We start from the raw sequence: 17,688 nt of genomic DNA, 5'->3' as shown, positions 1-17,688 counted from the left end.
GTCAGGACTCCCGGCGGCCGGGGGAGGCGACCGGTTCCACCGGCACCCCTCCGGCCGCGCTCCCCAGCAGGGCGAGCCGCACCGACCCCGGCCCCGCCGGGGTGCCGCCGCCGGCCAGCACCGCCAGCGCGAGGGTGTTGACGGCGGCACGCGTGCGCAGGACGCCGTTCGGCAGGACCAGCGGGTGCCCCGCGCCCGCCGCGCCGTTGACGTACTCGCCCATGTTCCAGCCGTTCAGGAAGACCTGGACGCGGTAGTCGCGGTCCGGGTCGTCGTCGAGGGCGAGCCCGACCGAGGCGTCCACGTCCGGCGGGACGTCCAGCCGGAACGTCGTCCGGTACCACGTGACGCCCTGGCGCCGGTCCGCGCGCGGGAACGACGCGGGCTCCCAGCCGCCGTCGTCGTACCCGGGCAGGTGCCAGCCCTTCCGCTCCCCGTACAGCCCGCCGTTGTTGAGCGGCCCGCGCACGGGGTCGGGGGCCGCCGCGCCCCGCACCCGCCAGCGCACGGTGGGCGAGACGCCTCGGAAGGCGACCGACGTGAGCCCCCGGGCCGCCCGGGGGTCGTCCTGCCCGTGCTGCGTGCGCCGGACCAGGACGGACAGGACGGGGGAGTCCGGCCGCCCCTCGCGCGCCCCCTCGCGCAGCCGCCGGCGCAGCCTCTTCGGCAGCCGGAAGCCGGCCGTGGCGGTCCAGGTGCCCTTCTCCGCCTCCCGCTCCATGTGGTGGGTGCCCAGCGGCTCCCCGTCCAGCCAGGCCATGAGCATCCCCCGCGCGCCCGTGGCGTACGTGAGGGAGACGGACTCCAGACCGGCGGCGCCGGTGAGCCGGCCCCGGTACCAGACGTCGCCGTAGTGGAAGCCGTAGTCGTCGGCGAAGAGCACGGGCTGCTCGGCGGGCACGGGCGTCGTGCTGTACGAGGTCCTGCGGTCGGCGACCGTCCAGCCCGAGTCGTCGTAACCGGGGTCGGCCTCCGGGTTCTCGTCCCGGCGCCGCCAGCCGTCGAGCGCGGGCAGCACCGGCTCCGGCGCACCGGGCAGCGGCCGCACCGACCGCAGGCTCTGCGCCCGGCCGGCCGTCGTGGCGACCGGGCGGCCGTTCCAGGTGACGCCGGTGATGCCGCGCGGCGCCCACACCTCCAGCTCGCACGCGTCGACCGTGTCACCGGTCAGCCGCACCGTGTCGCCGTCCAGGGCGGCGCCGCGCAGCAGCGCCGGGCCGTACACGAGCCCCTTGCCCGACGGGGTCTCGTACGGCCACAGCCGCAGGGAGGCGGCGTCGTCGGCGAAGAGCAGCAGCAGCGTGCGGTCGGATCCGGCGCCGCGCACCCGCACCCGGATCAGGCCCGCCGCCCCGAGCGGCGCCGTCACGTGCAGCTGGTCCTTGTCGTACGCCCAGGCGGCCGCCGCGTCCAGCCGGGCGGGCCACGGATCCTCGGGGCAGTCCAGCACGAGGTGCGCCATCTCGCCGGCCCGGCCCACGAAGGCGGCGATGTCCAGCCGCCCGACGCTCATGGTCAGCATGGGCTGCACGGTGGCGTAGGCCAGCTTCCGTCCCCCGCCCAGGTCGAGCCCGGCGGCGAGCAGCCTGGCGTCCCGCGCGGGCACGGTGACCGGCACGTCCGTCCCGTCCAGCGGCAGCGTGGACGTCACCTCCCGGGCGGAGTCGTTGCGCAGGACGTACACGTGGGCGCCGGTGTCCGGGTTGGCCAGGTGCCGCACCTGGAGCCGGGCGTCGCCGGCCGGGACCGCGGGCGCCGCCTCCAGCCGTACCACGTCGGGGACGTGGCGCAGGAGGTGCCCGATCTGGTGGAGCGGGGCGAGCTTGGCGGTGGGCCTGCGGGCCTCGTCGATCGCCGCCGTGGGGTCGTACGTGGGCGCGGGCGCCGACGGCGCGGCCGGCCGGCCCCACGAGGTGCCGCCGAACGCCGTGCCCGTGTCGTGCAGCGTGACGCCGCGCGCGAGGTGGGTGAGATGGACCCGCCGCGCCTCGGCCGCGTCCGCGGTCCGGTGCGCCTCCCCCCGGGCGAGCGGGATGTCGTCGAGGAGGGGTATCTCGATGCCGTCCGCGCGTATCTTCCGGCGCAGGCGGTCCGGCGTGCCCGGCCGCGGGGCGTCGACCCGGTAGAGCAGGAGGGTGCCGGTGCCGCGTGTGTACTGGTGCCGGGCGGCGATGGCGTTGACGCGGGTCAGCCACTCGTCGGCGTGCCGCACGAACGCCGGGTCGGTGGGCCGGGCCGCGCCCCCGGTCACCGTCAGCCAGCCCGGCAGACAGCCGGCGTCGACGTCCGCGCCGACGGACGGGCCCGGTCGCAGGACGACGTACAGACCGGTCTCGGCGGCCGTGCGCAGGAACAGGTCCAGGTCCCGGACGCCGGTGAAGTCGTAGCGGCCCGGGGCGGGGGAGTGCTGGTTCCAGGCGAGGCGCACGTCGACCGCGTTGAAGCCGTACGCCCGCATCTTCTGGAGCACGTCCCGCCACAGGGACGGGCTCGGCAGCCGGAAGGGGTCCAGCCCGCCGGCCCACAGCGCGAGGCGCCGGCCGTCGACCAGCAGGGAGTACCGGTCGAAGGCGATCCGGTGGCGCACCCCGTCGGCGCGGGGCGGCGCGGGCGGCGGACCGGTCGGTACGGGGCCGGGCGCCCCGGCGGCCTCCACCGCTCCGCCGCTCACGCTGCCGCCGAGGGCGAGACCGAGGACGGTGGTGCCCGCGAGGGCGCTGAAAACTCGTCTGCTGAGCTCCAAGGGAGCCTCTCCTGTTGCCTGTACCGCTGGTGCCGGCGCGTCGGCCGGGACACCTGTGCCGGGCCCATTGTCCACAACGCCCCCCACAATGGGCGTATGAGGATCTCGGCACGGGCGGACTACGCGGTACGGGCGGTCCTGGAACTCGCCGTCCGGCAGGGCGAGAGCCCCGTGAAGGCGGAGGAGGTCGCCGGCGCCCAGGACATCCCGCACAAGTTCCTGGAGGGCATCCTCGGCGACCTGCGCCGCGGCGGCATCGTGGAGAGCCGGCGCGGCGGGGGCGGCGGGTACCGGCTGGCGCGCGAGGCGTCCGCGGTCACGGTCGCGGACGTGATCCGGGCGGTGGACGGCCCGATCGTCTCGGTGCGCGGCGAGCGGCCGACGGGCCTCGTGTACACGGGCACGGCGGGGCCGTTGCTGCCCCTGTGGGTGGCGCTGCGCGCCAACGTCCGCCGGATCCTGGAGGGCGTGACCATCGCGGACCTGGCGGCGGACGCGCTGCCCGAGCCGGTACGGGAGCTGGCGGCGGAGCCGGCGGCGTGGGAGAACCCGTAGGAAAGGGCGGCCCGCGCCGGGGGAGCGCGGGCCGCCCTTTCCGGCGGAGACCGGCGGGAGGCCGTTCAACCCCTGTGAAGAAAGCGTGCCTTCTTCACAGGAGGCGCGGCCTTCACGGTGTCACGGCTCACGCGTCGAACGAGTGCACCGTCGTCGTCCGGTACGTCTGCCCGGGCCGCAGCACGGTCGACGGGAACGACGGCTTGTTCGGCGAGTCCGGGAAGTGCTGGGTCTCCAGGCACAGCGCGTCGCCCTGCCGGTAGACGGAGCCGCCGGGGCCGGTCAGCGTGCCGTCGAGGAAGTTGCCGGAGTAGAACTGCAGCCCCGGCTGGTCGGTGGCGATGCGCAGGGTGCGGCCGGAGGCGCCGTCGCGCAGGGTGGCGATGTGCTCGGGGCGGGCGGTGATGCCCTTGTCCAGCACCCAGTTGTGGTCGAAGCCCTTGGCGGTGACCAGCTGGGGGTGGCCGTCGCGGATGTCCCGGCCGATCGGCTTGGCGCGGCGGAAGTCGAACGGGGTGCCCGCGACCTTCGCCAGCTCGCCGGTGGGGATCAGCCCGGCGTCGGTGGGCGTGAACCGGGAGGCGGCGATCGACAGCTCGTGGTCCTCGATCGTGCCGCTGCCCTCGCCGGCCAGGTTCCAGTAGACGTGGCTGGTGAGGTTGACGACGGTGGCCTTGTCGGTGGTGGCCTCGTAGTCGATGCGCCACTCGCCGCGCCGGGTGAGGGTGTACGTCACCGTCGCCTTGAGCGTGCCCGGGTAGCCCATCTCGCCGTCGACGCTGGTGTAGTGCAGGACCAGGCCGACGTCGGTGCCCCTGGTGAACGGCTCGACGTCCCACACGCGGTAGTCGAAGCCCAGGGCGCCGCCGTGCAGGGAGTTCTCGCCGTCGTTGACGTTGAGCTGGTACTGCTTGCCGTCCAGGGTGAAGCGGCCCTTGGCGATGCGGTTGCCGAACCGCCCGATCAGGGCGCCGAAGTGCGGGCTGCGGGTCACGTAGTCGTCGAGGTTGTCGAAGCCCAGGGAGACGTTCGCGTAGCGGCCCCGGCGGTCGGGGATCTCCAGGGACTGCACGATGCCGCCGTACGACAGCACCTTCATCCGCGTGCCGCCGTTCTCCAGCGACCAGCGGTACACCTTCGTGCCGTCGGCGAGCCTGCCGAAGAGCTCCTTCACCGGCTTCCTGCCTCCTGTGGCGTGTGCCGTGCCGCCGAGCGTGGTGGCGGCGATGCCCGCCGCGGTGGCGGATGCGATGACCGTGCGTCTGCTCATATCCATGGGTCGCTCCTTGGCGAGGGAGAGAATCCGCTCTCGGTGTACGCGTTCGGTAGTCGTGCGGTTTCTTTCTGTTGCCCCGATGGGGCCGGTTCGGGCTGGACCGCAGTCTTCGAGCTGGAAGCCGGCCTCCTTCGGAGGCGGGCGGAGTCACTGCGGCTCCTGTACTTCGGGAAGCCGAGTCCGCTCAGGACATCGGGCCCCGCCACCCGGCGGGGCCCGGTCCGTTACGAACCGACCTTGCGCTTGTTCCACACGTCGAAGCCGACCGCCGCCAGCAGGACCAGGCCCTTGATGACCTGCTGCCAGTCGGTGCCGATGCCGACGAGGTTCATGCCGTTGTTCAGCACGCCCAGGACCAGACCACCGATGATCGCGCCGAGGACCGTGCCGACGCCGCCGCTCATCGACGCGCCGCCGATGAACGAGGCCGCGATGGCCTCCAGTTCGAAGTTGAGACCGGCCTTGGGCGAGGCCGCGTTGAAGCGGGAGGCGAAGACGAGCCCCGCCAGGGCCGCGAGCACGCCCATGTTCAGGAAGACCAGGAAGGTGACCTTCTTGTCCTTCACGCCCGACAGCTTGGCCGCGGGCAGGTTGCCGCCGATGGCGTAGATATGGCGGCCGATGATCGCGTTGCGCATCAGGTAGCCGAAGCCGACGACCAGCACGCCCAGGATGAGCAGCACGATCGGGGCGCCCTTGTAGCTGGCCAGCAGCAGCGTGACCACGAGGACGGCGGAGACCAGCGCGACCAGCTTGAGCAGGAACAGCTTGGCCGGCAGGACGTCCAGGGAGAACTCCTGCTGGCGCTTGCGGTCCCGGACCTCCTGGAAGACCACGAAGGCGATCAGCGCGAAGCCGAGCAGCAGGGTGAGATTGTGGTAGTTGGTGTTCGGGCCGACCTCGGGCAGGAAGCCGTTGGCTATCTCCTGCAGGTCCTTCGGAAACGGGCCGAGCGTCTGGCCCTTCAGGAAGATCTCCGTCAGACCGCGGAAGAGCAGCATGCCCGCGAGGGTCACGATGAACGACGGGATGCCGAGATAGGCGATGAAGAACCCCTGCAGGGCGCCCGCGACCGCGCCGATGGCCAGGCACAGCACCACCGCGAGCGGCCAGGACATGTCGTGCTCGACCATCAGCACGGCGGCCATCGCGCCGATGAACGCCGTCAGTGAGCCGACCGACAGGTCGATGTGGCCCGCGATGATGACGAGCATCATGCCGATCGCGAGGATCAGGATGTAGCTGTTCTGCAGCACCAGGTTGGAGACGTTGCGCGGCAGCAGCAGGTCGCCGTCGGACCAGACGGCGAACAGCGCCACGATCAGGCCGAGGGCGATCAGCATGCCGTACTGCCGCATGTTGCGGCGCATGCCGTCGAGCATCAGCTGCAGCAGGCCGCCCCCATCGGCCGAAGCGCCTTTGCCCGGTGGTGCGGGGGCCGGGGTCTTGGCGGTCACGTCCGTGCTCATCGGGTTACCTCTTTGTCCTTCGTCATCTGACGCATCAGCGCTTCCTGCGACGCCTCGGCCCGCGAGAACTCACCCGTCAGCCGTCCCGCGGCCATCGTGTAGATGCGGTCGCACATGCCGAGCAGCTCCGGCAGTTCGGAGGAGATGAAGACGACCGCCTTGCCCTGGGCGGCCAACTGGTCGATGACCGTGTAGATCTCGTACTTGGCGCCCACGTCGATGCCGCGGGTGGGCTCGTCCAGGATCAGCACCTCGGGGCCCGCGAAGATCCACTTGCTGAGGACGACCTTCTGCTGGTTGCCGCCGGACAGCTTGCCCACCGGCTCGAAGACGGTCGGCGCCTTGATGTTCATGGACTTGCGGAAGTCCTCGGCGACCTGCCGTTCCCCGTGCTCGTCGACGACACCCCGCTTGGAGACCTTGCTCAGCGCGGTCAGCGAGATGTTCCGGTTGATGGTGTCGATGAGGTTGAGGCCGTAGTGCTTGCGGTCCTCGGTGACGTACGCGATGCCGTGCTTGACCGCCTCCGGGACGGTCTTGGTGCGGACCTCGACGCCGTCGCGCAGGACGGTGCCGCCCGCGTACCGGCCGTAGGTGCGGCCGAACACGCTCATCGCCAGTTCCGTGCGGCCGGCGCCCATGAGACCGGCGATGCCGACGATCTCGCCGCGCCGGACCTGGATCGACACGTCGTCGACGACCTTGCGCTGCTGGTCGAGGGGGTGGTGCACGGTCCAGTTGCGGATCTCCAGGGCGGGTGCGGTGCCCGCCTCCGGCTGGTGCGGGGACCGCTCCGGGAAGCGGTTCTCCAGGTCGCGGCCGACCATCCCGGAGATGATCCGGTCCTCGGTGGTCTCCGCCGAACTCACGTCGAGCGTCTCGATGGAGCGCCCGTCGCGGATGATCGTGACCGAGTCGGCGACCCGGCGGATCTCGTTGAGCTTGTGGGAGATGATGATCGAGGTCATCCCCTGTTCCTTCAACTGAAGGAGCAGGTCGAGGAGTTTACCGCTGTCCTCGTCGTTGAGCGCCGCCGTCGGCTCGTCGAGGATGAGCAGCTTCACCTTCTTCGACAGCGCCTTGGCGATCTCCACCAGCTGCTGCTTGCCCACGCCGATGTCGGCGACCCGGGTCTCCGGGTGCTCGTCGAGTCCGACCCGGCGCAGCAGTTCGGTGGCGTGCCTGAGCGTGTCGTTCCAGTTGATCAGCCCGCGCTTGGCGTGCTCGTTGCCGAGGAAGATGTTCTCCGCGATGGAGAGGTACGGCACCAGCGCCAGCTCCTGGTGGATGATCACGATGCCGTGCTGTTCGCTCGCCCGGATGTCCTTGAACCGGCAGGTCTCCCCCTCGAAGAGGATCTCCCCTTCGTAACTGCCGTGCGGATGGACGCCGGAGAGCACCTTCATCAAGGTCGACTTCCCGGCGCCGTTCTCGCCGCAGATGGCGTGGACCTCGCCCTGGTGAACGGTCAGCGTGACGTCCGACAGCGCTTTGACACCGGGGAAGGTCTTGACGATCGAGCGCATTTCCAGGACGGGTCCCGCCATGGTCGTGCCTTCCAATCCTTGTGGGGCCCGGTTACTTGAGGTCGTTCGCGGAGTAGGTGCCGCCGCCGATGAGGACCTTCTCGTAGTTGGTCTTGTCGACGCTGACCGGCTGCAGCAGGTAGGCCGGGACGACCTTGGCGCCGTTGTCGTACGACTTGGTGTCGTTGACCTCGGGCTTCTTGTCGTTGAGGGAGGCTTCGACCATGTTCGAGGCGACCTTGGCGAGCTGGCGGAGGTCCTTGAAGACGGTCTGCGTCTGCTCGCCCGCGATGATCGACTTCACCGAGGCGACCTCGGCGTCCTGGCCCGTGACGACCGGCATGGGCTTGCTCGCGGAGCCGTAGCCGTCCGACTTCAGGGCGGACAGGATGCCGATGGAGATGCCGTCGTACGGCGAGAGCACCGCGTCGACCCGGGCGCTGCGGTAGCTGGAGGTGAGCAGGTCGTCCATGCGCTTCTGCGCGGTGCCGCCGTCCCAGCGCAGGGTGGTGACCTGGTTGAGGGCGGTCTGCTTGGACCGGACGACGAGCTGGCCCTTGTCCATGTACGGCTTCAGGACGTTCATCGCGCCCTGGAAGAAGTACTTGGTGTTGTTGTCGTCGTTGGAGCCGGCGAACAGCTCGATGTTGAACGGGCCCTTCTTGGAGCCGTCCTTGAGACCGAGCTTCTCGGCGATGTAGCCGCCCTGCAGCTCACCGACCTTCTCGTTGTCGAACGAGGCGTAGTAGTCGACGTTCTCGGTGCCCAGGATCAGCCGGTCGTAGGAGATCACCGGGATGTCGGCGTCCTTGGCCTGCTGGAGCACGTTGTTCAGGGACTTGTTGTCGATCGCGGCGATGACCAGGGCGTCCACGCCCTGCGTGATCATGTTCTCGATCTGGGAGACCTGCTGGTCGGGGTCGTCCTCGCCGTAGACGAGCTTGGTCTTGTAGCCCTTGGCCTTCAGCTCCTTCTCGACGTTGGCGCCGTCGGAGATCCAGCGCTCGGAGGACTTGGTCGGCATCGCGATGCCGACGGTGGCGCCTTCGGCGCCGCCCTTCTTGTCCTCGCTGCCACCCTCGCTGTTCTGGCCGCAGGCGGTCAGGGTGAGGGCGAGGGTGGCGGCCGAGGCGATGGCGGCGAGTGCGGCTCTGCGGTTGCGCATGGTCATCATCCTTGATGTGGGTGCAGGGCTCGGTCTGGTGGTGCCGACACGCTGGAAACGCTGAGAGGAGGTCGACCGAGAGCAGGTGTGTGGGATTGTGCGCGGACCTGTCTTCTTTTGTGAAGAGTATTTCCGTAACGTTATGACGGAATCTCGAACCGGTTGAGCGTGCCCGGCAGCCGCGAGCCCAGCGGCGCCATGTCCCCGCCGGCGCCGTGCCGTTCGAGGAGATCCAGGGCCAGTCGGCCGCGCCGCACCCGCTCCTTGGCGGTCGCCAGCGTCAGTTCCCGCAGGTGGTGCCCGTACGGGTAGATCCCCGGCGACTTGGAGAGGCCGAACTTCAGGTACAGCGGGGCGCCGCGCCGGATCAGCTCGGCCACCTCGTACATGCGGACATAGCCGCCCAGGTCGTCCGGTGCCTCGATGTACATGTCCATCGGCGCGGCCGACACCCGCCGGATCTCGGTCAGGTGATCCAGCGTCAGGTCGCTGGGCACGTTGATCGAGTCGGCGCCCAGCTGCTCGTACACCGCGTACGAGGCCGGGTTGACGGGGCCCACGAGCGCGGAGAGCTTGAGCGTGGTGTCGGCCGGGACGATGCCGGCCGCCCGCGCCCGGTGCAGCGTCCACAGCACGCCCTCGTCGGCGACGAGCAGGCACTTGACGCCCAGCTCCGTCGCCCGCACGGCGTCCTCGACGCACCCGGCGACCGCGTCGTGGCCGCGGGCCCTCAGTCCCGCGCCGCCGGAGTCGGTCCGGGTGGAGCCGCCGATGTCCCAGGTGCCGCGCGGGCCGGTGAACAGGCAGAGCTCGATGTCACGTTCGGCGGTGGACTCGACCATCTCGGTGATCTCGGCGTCGGTCAGCATCCACACGCCGCTGCCCTGGCTGATCCGGTGGATCGGCACGTCGAGCCGCGAGGACTCCTTGAGCACCACGGCCAGCGCCTCCGGCCCCTCGCAGGAGGGGATCTCGGTGCGCCAGCGGCCACCGCCCGGGAAGGAGTGCGGCGAGGCGTCGGCGGGGTCCAGGGCGGGCGCGGCGAGGCCGAGGTCGGTGAGCGCCTGCTCGCCGGGCCGGCGGACGGCTGCCTGGGCGGAAGAGTCGGTCACGGGCTGTCCTTCGTGTTCGATGGGCCGCCCCGATGCGCCGGTTCGGTATACCGGACAAGGTTCGCGGCGAAGGGGATGAAAAGCTCGGTTCGGTTGGATGTACGCCGGTACGGAAGCCGTCAGGTCGCTCCCGTACCGGCGTACGGCTTCAGGGATGCAGCAGCACCTTGCCGACCTTCGGGTCGCCGCTGCCCACCAGCTCGATGGCCTGCGCGAACTCGTCGAGCGGCAGTTCGTGCGTCACCAGCGGCAGCGGGTCGAGCAGACCGGCGGCGAAGACCCGCACGGCGTGCGCCCAGGCGTCCGGGGGCGCGCCGAAGACGGTGTGCACCTCCAGCTGGCGCACCACCAGGTCGGTCGGATCCAGCCCGTCGGCGCCCGGCGCCGGGATGCCGGTCAGGACCAGGCGTCCGCCCCTGCGCAGCAGCGCGGCGGAGGTGCGGGCCGCGTCCGCGGACCCGGCGGTCTCGATCACGACGTCGAAGTCGTCCGGCAGCGGCTGGTCCTTGGTGCGGAAGTCGGTCGCCCCGTACTGCCGCGACAGCGCCTCCCGGTCCGCGCGCGAGCCGACCACCAGCAGCTCGGCCGGGGAGGCGGCGCGCAGGAACTGCACGGCGAACATGCCGAGCGTGCCGGTGCCGACGACGGCGACCCGCTCGCCGGGACGGGCGTTCGCCTTGAGCGCGGCGGCGGCGATGCAGGCGGCCGGCTCCAGCAGGGCGGCGGCCGTGAGGTCGGCGTCGTCGGGCAGGACGTGCAGGAGACGGGCGGGCAGGGTCAGCGTGGGCGCCATGGCGCCCGGCTGGGTGAACCCGGTCTCCTCGTACCCGGCACCGCACAGGGTGGTCTCGCCCGCGTGACAGCGGTCGCACACCTGGCAGTTGCGGAAGCCCTCGCCGACGACCTTGCGGCCCACGAGGGACCCGGGAACCCCGGCGCCGACCGCCTCGACGGTCCCCGACCACTCGTGGCCGGGGGTCAGCGGGTAACGCACGTACCCCTCGGGCCGGTTGCCCTGGTAGACCTCGCGGTCGCTGCCGCAGATCCCGGCGGCGTGCACCCGCACCAGCGCCTCGCCGGCACCGGGCTCGCGCGGCTCGTGCGCCACCAGCCGGTGCTCGCCGGGCGCCTCGACGACGACCGCGCTGCTCATGCCTTGGTCCCCTTCGGGTTGCGCTGCTCCCAGCCCTCGGCCCACAGGTCGAACCGGGCCTGCTGCTGCGGGAACTCGGCCGCCGCGTCGGTGTCCAGCTCCACGCCGAGCCCGGGGGCGTCCGACAGGTGGAAGCAGCCGTCCTCCGGGTTCACCTGCGGCGCGCCCTTCACCACCTTCTTGATCTCCGCGTCCGCGAAGTCGTTGAAGTGCTCCAGGATCTTGAAGTTCGGCGAGGTGAAGCCGACCTGGAGGCTGGCGGCGGTGAGCACGGAACCGCCCACGTTGTGCGGGGCGACGAGCATGTAGTGCGTCTCGGCGGTCGCGGCGAGCTTGCGGGTCTCCCAGATGCCGCCGATGTGGCCGACGTCGGGCTGGATGATGTCGACGGACTGGTCCTCGAACAGCTCGCGGAACTCGATCCGGTCGTGGATGCGCTCACCCGTGGCGACGGGGATGTCCACCTTCTCGGCGACCTTCTTCAGCGCGCGCAGGTTCTCCGGCGGCACCGGCTCCTCCAGCCAGGCCGGCTTGAAGGGCGCCATCTCCTTGGCGAGGCGTACGGCGGTGGCGGGGGAGAAGCGGCCGTGCATCTCCAGCATCAGCTCGGCCTCGGGGCCGATGGCGTCGCGCACGGCCTCGATCAGCGACACGGCGTACAGGGTCTGCTCGTGGTCGAGCTCGAAGTGCCCGGTGCCGAAGGGGTCGATCTTCAGCGCCCGGTACCCGCGCTCCATCACGCCCTGCGCGGCCTTGTGGTACGCCTCCGGGGTGCGCTCGGTGGTGTACCAGCCGTTGGCGTACGCCTTGACCTTGTCGGTGACCTTGCCGCCCAGCAGCTGCCAGACCGGGACGCCGAGGGCCTTGCCCTTGATGTCCCAGCAGGCCATCTCGACGACGGCGATACCGGACATCACGATCTCGCCGGCGCGGCCGTAGTCGCCGTACTTCATGCGGCGGGTCAGGTCCTCGACAGCGAACGGGTCGGAGCCGAGAATGTGGTTGACCTCGGCCTCCTTCAGGTAGCCGAGGAGCGCGTCGGTGTGGCCCAGCATCCGGGTCTCACCGACTCCGGTGATGCCCTCGTCGGTGTGCACCTGAACGTACGTCAGGTTGCGCCACGGCGTCCCGACCACGTGTGTGCTGATTCCGGTGATGCGCACGGCGGTTGCCCTTCGCTCTGTTCGATATTTCGGCACTCGTTCGAAATGCTGGCGTGACAGTAAGGAGGGGGCGGCGGGGGTGTCAATGGGTCGGACACATAACGGTTTCGGCAGCTTCGGCGGTGCGGGGGCGCGGCGGCCCGGAGGCTTCCGCACACAACCTTCACCAAGATCACTAGGAACGCGGCCGTCGCGGAACTTAACCTGCCCGCGTCATGGACTACTGTCACCCGTGCCGACGGCACCTGAACGGCGCCCTCGCCTGCCCGGGGTGCGGCACTCCCGCCCACGAACTCCGCGCGTCGGGCGATTCCCTGGCGGGGGGTGAGGGGGTCGAGCCCCGATTCGGGGCCCGGGCGGCGGCGGCCGGCGGCAGCCTCCCGGAGGACCCGGGGGAGAGACTCGACGAGGACCCCGACGACGGCGCGGGCGACGCCACACCCGGCGCCCGGTCCAGCCGCCGTGACCGCAAGGCCGCCACGCACCGCAGGCGCCGCCGCCGGACCCTGCTCGTCGCCGCGGGCTTCGTCCTGGCGGCCGGCGGCCTGAGCCTGGCCGAACTCGGCACGGACGCCCCGCACTCCCCGGCGACGCCGACGAGTGCCGGCGACGAGACGGCGGACGGCACGTCGACGCGCGAGGTGGGGGAGGCGTCGGCGATCCCGGTCGGCGACGCGTCGGGACCGGCGCCGTCCGGGGCCGCTTCGTCCCCCGGCGTCTCCGCATCGGCCTCGGCCTCCGTCTCTTCCTCGGCCTCCGCCTCGGCCGCGCCGTCGGCGTCCGCGTCGGCGTCGCGGTCCCCGGACGCGGAGGAGCAGGACCCGGCGACCGGAACCGGGGCCCCGTCGGCCCCGCTCGCACCGGAGACGACCCCGGCCCCGGACCAGCCGCCCCCGCCTCCGGACGACCCGCCCGCGACCGCACCCTCCGCCCCGGCGACCTCACCGGCCCCGGCCCCCACGAAAACCTGCGACCGCTTCCTGTGGTGGTGCACCTGACCCGCGCCACCCCCGGCCACGGCCCCCACGCCACCCCCGGCCACGGCCCCCACGCCACCCCCGGCCACGGCCCCCACGCCACCCCCGGCCGCGGGCGCCTGCGCCGCCCCGGCCGCGGGCGCCTGCGCCGCCGTAGCCGCAGGCTGTCGGGGCGGCGCGGGTGGGCGCCAGGGGGCTCGGCTGGGGGCGCCCCGTCAGCTCCGGGCCGCGCGCCCCACCCCCGGCCGGCGGCGCCGGACCACCGGCGAACCCGCGCTCACCGCACCGCCGCGACGTCGCTCACCCCGCCCCGCGCTCACTCCCCCAGCATCCTCCGCAACGCATCCCGCAGAGCGACCCGCTCCGCCTCCGGCAGCCCCGCCAGCGGCTCCCGCGCGAACCGCAGCGACTCCCGCAGCCCCCGCGCCACCCGCCGCCCCTCCTCCGTCGCCGCCGCCACCTTCACCCGCCGGTCGGCCGGGTCCGGACGCCGCTCGACCAGCCCCCGCGCCTCCAGCCGGTCCACGATCCCGGTGACGTTCGACGGCTCGCACTTCAGCTTCTGCGCCAGCTTCCGCATCGGCAGCGGCTCCAGCGTGAGCAGGCTGAGCAGCTTGGCCTGCGCCCCCGTGAGGGCCCGCTCCGCCGCGGCCTCCTCGTAGTCCGCGTGGAAACGGGCCACGACCTCGCCGATCAGCTCGACGACTTCCAGGGTGAGCGCGTCGGGCCGACGGGGGGTGTCGCGTGGTGTGGGCATGGAATCCAGGGTACCCAGTCGTTTGACAACCTGAAATGTTCAGTCGCATGGTTGTTTCAGGACCTGAAACATTCCCCGCATGTACCAGGAAGGCACCCCCCATGGCCGACTCCCCCGCTCTCCCCGCCGTCAACCGCGAATGGCACCTGCTCAGCCGCCCGGTCGGCTGGCCCAAGCCGGAGGACTTCGCCCTCGTCGAGGCGGAGGTCCCCACCCCGGGTGAGGGGCAGGTGCTGGTGCGCAACCTGTACCTGTCCGTCGACCCGTACATGCGCGGCCGCATGAGCGCCGCCAAGTCCTACGTCGCCCCCTTCGAGCTCGGCAAGGTCATGCAGGGCGGCGCCGTCGGCGAGGTCGTCGCCTCCAACGCCGAGAACATCGCCGTCGGCGACCACGTCCTGCACTTCTTCGGCTGGCGCGAGTACGCCGCCGTGGACGCCAAGAACGCCGTCAAGGTGGACCCGCAGGCCGCGCCGCTGTCGACGTACCTGGGCGTGCTCGGCATGACCGGCCTGACCGCCTACGCCGGCCTGCTGCGCACCGCCTCCTTCAAGGAGGGCGACGCGGTGTTCGTCTCCGGCGCCGCCGGCGCCGTCGGCAGCCAGGTCGGGCAGATCGCGAAGCTCAAGGGCGCCTCGCGCGTCATCGGCTCGGCCGGCTCCGACGAGAAGGTCAAGCTGCTCACCGACGAGTACGGCTTCGACGCCGCCTTCAACTACAAGAAGGGCCCGGTGGGCGAGCAGCTGCGCGCCGCCGCCCCCGACGGCATCGACGTCTACTTCGACAACGTGGGCGGCGACCACCTCGAGGCCGCCATCGGCTCCCTCAACCAGGGCGGCCGCATCGCGATCTGCGGCATGATCTCGGTCTACAACAACACCGAGCCTGCCCCGGGTCCGAAGAACCTGGCCCGCCTGATCCAGACCCGCGGCCGCATCGAGGGCTTCCTCGTCGGCGACCACTACGACCTCCAGCCGCAGTTCGTCCAGGAGGTCGGCCCGTGGGTCCGCGAGGGCCGGCTGAAGTACCGCGAGACGGTCGTCGAGGGCATCGAGAACAACCTCGAGGCCTTCCTCGGCGTCCTGCGCGGCGACAACACCGGCAAGATGATCGTCAAGCTGTGAGCCGGAAAAGGCGGGGCCGGAGGACTGACCTTCACGGAGTTTCCGGCATGCGGTAGCGTCATTCCGAAATCCGTCGTGATCGTGGGCGCGAGTCACGGCGGACCGAGGAGGAAGACACCCGCATGCCCATCCAGCAGTCCGAGGTCCTGTACACCGCCGTCGCCACCGCCGAGAACGGCCGCGACGGGCGCGTCGCCACCGATGACGGCAAGCTCGACGTGGTCGTGAACCCGCCCAAGGAGATGGGCGGCAGCGGCGCCGGCACCAACCCCGAGCAGCTGTTCGCCGCCGGCTACAGCGCCTGCTTCCAGGGCGCGCTCGCCGTCGTCGCCCGCCAGGAGGGCGCCGACGTCTCCGGATCGACCGTCACCGCGAAGGTCGGCATCGGCAAGAACGACGACGGCTTCGGCATCATCGTCGAGATCTCCGCCGACATCCCGGCCGTGGACGCCGCCACCGCGCGGTCCCTGGTGGAGAAGGCCCACCAGGTCTGCCCGTACTCCAAGGCGACCCGCGGCAACATCACCGTGACGCTCGTCTGACCGGGCCCCTCGCGTACGGCGGAGGCCGCACCCCCGAGCCAGGGGTGCGGCCTTCGCCGGCCGGTAGAGTTCCGTCCATGCGTGATCTTGGGGCGGGATTCGGTCATCTCCTGAAGGGCCAGCGCTGGGTGGCCCGACACGGCAAGAGCTACGGCTTCGGGCTCGTCCCGGGCCTGATCACCCTCGTCCTGTACGTCGGGGTGCTGGTCGCGCTGGCGCTGTGGGGCGAGGACGCCGTCGCCTGGGCGACCCCCTTCGCCGACGACTGGTCGAGCCCCTGGCTCGGCCTCTTCCGCGGTTTCCTCACCGCCGTCCTGTTCGCCCTCACCCTGCTCCTGGCCGTCCTCACCTTCACCGCGGTCACGCTGCTGGTCGGGCAGCCCTTCTACGAGGCCCTCTCCGAGCGGGTCGACCGGGACGTCTCCCCGGACGGCACCGCACCCGAGTCGGACCTGCCGCTCTGGCGCGAGCTGTGGATCTCCGGCCGCGACAGCCTCCGGATCCTCGTCCGCGCCGCCGTCTGGGGCGTGCTGCTCTTCGCGCTCGGCTTCGTCCCGGTCGTCGGCCAGACGGTCGTACCGGTGATCGGCTTCTTCGTCACCGGCTTCTTCCTCACCGAGGAGCTGACCGCCGTCGCCCTCCAGCGCCGCGGGGTCGAGCTGCGCGACCGCCTCGCCCTGCTCCGCTCCCGCAAGACGCTGGTCTGGGGCTTCGGCACGCCGCTGGGCCTGGCCTTCCTGGTGCCGTTCGTCGCGGTGTTCCTGATGCCGGGCGCGGTCGCGGGCGCCACGCTCCTCGCCCGCGAGCTGCTGGGCGAGGAGACCCGCGAGGGCGCCACCGAGCCCTCCGGCGAGGACCCGGTGTCCGGCGGAGCGCTGACCGACCCCGCCGGACGCGACCGGCGTTTGTGAAAGGTTCGTACGAACAGCCCGCCGAAGGCTCCCGCGCGGGTCTTCGGACCACCGCGGCGATTACCGTCGAACCGGGACGGTTCCTCGCGTCCCCCGCGGGGCAGCCCCGGCCCGGGACCTGACGGCCGGACCGGGGCTCACGCGGACCACCACCGGTCGTCCGTCACCACCCGGCACCGGCCACCACCCCGGGCTACCGCGCCGAGAAGCCGTACACCGTCTCCGAACGGAACACCTCACCCGGCCGCAGCACCGTGCTCGGGAAGTCCGGCCGGTTCGGCGAGTCGGGGAAGTGCTGCGTCTCCAGCGCGATGCCGTCCCCGGGCGCGAACGGCTCGCCCAGGTGGTCCGCGGTGTACAGCTGGAGACCGGGTTCGGTGGTCGCCACCGTCAGCACGCGCCCCGACACCGGGTCGTACAGCTCGGCGACCGGCACGGCGGTGTCCGTCACGCCCTTGTCGAGGACGAAGTTGTGGTCGTAGCCCGCACCGACCTTGCGGGCCTCGCGGAAGTCGAAGCGCGTGCCCGCCACCTCGGCGGGCGGGCCCGCCGGGATCAGGTCCGCGTCGACCGGCGTGATCCGGGACGCGGCGATCCGCAGCTCGTGGCCGCCCGTGTGACCGGAGCCGCCCAGGGTGAAGTAGCTGTGGTTGGTCGGGTTCAGCACGGTCGGCGCGTCGGTGACCGCCTCGTAGGCGATCCGCAGCGCCCCGGACTCCTCCAGCGTGTACGTCGCGGAGATCTCCAGGCGGCCCGGGAAGCCCTCCTCGCCGTGCGGGCTGACCCGGCCGAGGCGGACGCCGTGCGCGACGGGCTCCGCGTCCCACACGCGCTTGTCGAAGCCGCGCTCGCCGCCGTGCAGCGAGTTCGGCCCGTTGTTGAGCGCCAGCGCGTACGTCCGCCCGTCCAGCGGGAAACGGCCGCCCGCGATCCGGTTGGCGTACCGCCCGACGAGCGCGCCGAAGTGGGGCTCCGGGTGCGTCAGGTAGCCGTCCAGGTCCGCGAACCCCAGCACCACGTCCGCGGTGTGCCCGTCCCGGTCCGGGACCTCCACCGACTGCACGATCCCGCCGTACGACAGGACCCGCACCCGCACGCCGGCCCGCTCCAGGGTCCAGCGGTGGACCGGGGTGCCGTCGGAAAGTGTGCCGAATAGTTCGTTCATGTGCGGAACTCTAGGACACGCCGGGAACATCCCGGGAACACGCCGGGAAC

At 71.8% G+C, this 17,688-nt stretch carries 15 protein-coding genes; 5 read left to right on the top strand and 10 right to left on the bottom strand.

The features are described from left to right. Position 1 precedes the first annotated feature (1 nt). Positions 2-2,743 (bottom strand): beta-galactosidase, encoded by a 2,742-nt coding sequence (locus ACIRFH_RS08540; RefSeq protein WP_403518178.1) that lies wholly within the window; start codon positions 2,741-2,743, stop codon positions 2-4. A 96-nt stretch (positions 2,744-2,839) separates the two neighbouring features. Here ACIRFH_RS08540 and ACIRFH_RS08535 point away from each other — a divergent pair, with 96 nt between their 5' ends. Next, a complete protein-coding gene (locus tag ACIRFH_RS08535; protein ID WP_403518176.1) occupies positions 2,840-3,298 on the top strand; it encodes an RrF2 family transcriptional regulator in 459 nt (152 codons plus the stop codon). 127 nt (positions 3,299-3,425) lie between these two features. Here the strand turns inward: ACIRFH_RS08535 and ACIRFH_RS08530 are convergent, their stop codons facing one another. The 7 genes from ACIRFH_RS08530 to ACIRFH_RS08500 form a co-directional block, all read right to left on the bottom strand. After that, complete coding sequence (locus ACIRFH_RS08530; RefSeq protein WP_403518174.1) at positions 3,426-4,574, bottom strand: aldose epimerase family protein; 1,149 nt, start codon at positions 4,572-4,574, stop codon at positions 3,426-3,428. 224 nt (positions 4,575-4,798) lie between these two features. After that, entirely contained in the window at positions 4,799-6,043 is a 1,245-nt protein-coding gene (gene mmsB, locus ACIRFH_RS08525; protein ID WP_403518172.1) for a multiple monosaccharide ABC transporter permease, read from the bottom strand. Further along, the gene (mmsA, locus tag ACIRFH_RS08520) at positions 6,040-7,590 is read right to left on the bottom strand and encodes a multiple monosaccharide ABC transporter ATP-binding protein (RefSeq protein WP_403518170.1); all 1,551 of its coding nucleotides are present in this window, start codon (positions 7,588-7,590) and stop codon (positions 6,040-6,042) included. Before mmsA ends, mmsB begins: the two co-directional genes overlap by 4 nt. A 31-nt stretch (positions 7,591-7,621) precedes the next feature. Next, complete coding sequence (gene chvE, locus ACIRFH_RS08515) at positions 7,622-8,734, bottom strand: multiple monosaccharide ABC transporter substrate-binding protein (RefSeq protein ID WP_403518169.1); 1,113 nt, start codon at positions 8,732-8,734, stop codon at positions 7,622-7,624. 140 nt (positions 8,735-8,874) lie between these two features. Further along, positions 8,875-9,846: a hypothetical protein gene (locus tag ACIRFH_RS08510; protein ID WP_403518167.1), complete on the bottom strand. Its 972-nt coding sequence runs from the start codon at positions 9,844-9,846 to the stop codon at positions 8,875-8,877. 148 nt (positions 9,847-9,994) lie between these two features. Next, the gene (locus ACIRFH_RS08505) at positions 9,995-10,999 is read right to left on the bottom strand and encodes a zinc-binding dehydrogenase (protein ID WP_403518165.1); all 1,005 of its coding nucleotides are present in this window, start codon (positions 10,997-10,999) and stop codon (positions 9,995-9,997) included. Beyond that, positions 10,996-12,162 (bottom strand): mandelate racemase/muconate lactonizing enzyme family protein, encoded by a 1,167-nt coding sequence (locus tag ACIRFH_RS08500; RefSeq protein WP_403518163.1) that lies wholly within the window; start codon positions 12,160-12,162, stop codon positions 10,996-10,998. The genes ACIRFH_RS08505 and ACIRFH_RS08500 overlap by 4 nt, the downstream gene beginning before the upstream one ends. A gap of 215 nt (positions 12,163-12,377) precedes the next feature. On the opposite strand from ACIRFH_RS08500, the gene ACIRFH_RS08495 reads away from it, so the two are divergent. Continuing rightward, positions 12,378-13,160: a hypothetical protein gene (locus ACIRFH_RS08495; protein ID WP_403518161.1), complete on the top strand. Its 783-nt coding sequence runs from the start codon at positions 12,378-12,380 to the stop codon at positions 13,158-13,160. Positions 13,161-13,455: 295 nt separating this feature from the next. On the opposite strand, the gene ACIRFH_RS08490 is transcribed toward ACIRFH_RS08495, so the two are convergent. Then, positions 13,456-13,896 carry a MarR family winged helix-turn-helix transcriptional regulator gene (locus tag ACIRFH_RS08490; protein WP_403518159.1) on the bottom strand — a complete coding sequence of 147 codons (441 nt, stop codon included), beginning with the start codon at positions 13,894-13,896 and terminating at the stop codon, positions 13,456-13,458. A gap of 101 nt (positions 13,897-13,997) precedes the next feature. On the opposite strand from ACIRFH_RS08490, the gene ACIRFH_RS08485 reads away from it, so the two are divergent. The 3 genes from ACIRFH_RS08485 to ACIRFH_RS08475 all read left to right on the top strand — a co-directional run bounded on the left by ACIRFH_RS08485 (position 13,998) and on the right by ACIRFH_RS08475 (position 16,473). Next, positions 13,998-15,020, top strand: a complete 1,023-nt coding sequence (locus ACIRFH_RS08485) for an NADP-dependent oxidoreductase (RefSeq protein WP_403518157.1) — start codon at positions 13,998-14,000, stop codon at positions 15,018-15,020. A gap of 122 nt (positions 15,021-15,142) precedes the next feature. After that, the gene (locus ACIRFH_RS08480; protein ID WP_403518155.1) at positions 15,143-15,562 is read left to right on the top strand and encodes an organic hydroperoxide resistance protein; all 420 of its coding nucleotides are present in this window, start codon (positions 15,143-15,145) and stop codon (positions 15,560-15,562) included. A gap of 77 nt (positions 15,563-15,639) precedes the next feature. Continuing rightward, positions 15,640-16,473 carry an EI24 domain-containing protein gene (locus ACIRFH_RS08475; RefSeq protein WP_403518154.1) on the top strand — a complete coding sequence of 278 codons (834 nt, stop codon included), beginning with the start codon at positions 15,640-15,642 and terminating at the stop codon, positions 16,471-16,473. A gap of 193 nt (positions 16,474-16,666) precedes the next feature. On the opposite strand, the gene ACIRFH_RS08470 is transcribed toward ACIRFH_RS08475, so the two are convergent. Continuing rightward, positions 16,667-17,638: an aldose epimerase family protein gene (locus tag ACIRFH_RS08470; protein ID WP_403518152.1), complete on the bottom strand. Its 972-nt coding sequence runs from the start codon at positions 17,636-17,638 to the stop codon at positions 16,667-16,669. Positions 17,639-17,688 lie beyond the last annotated feature (50 nt).

It is taken from the genome of Streptomyces sp. NPDC093586 (assembly GCF_044764905.1).
Classification (GTDB): Bacteria; Actinomycetota; Actinomycetes; order Streptomycetales; family Streptomycetaceae; genus Streptomyces.
This window is presented reverse-complemented; position numbering and strand designations above follow the sequence as displayed.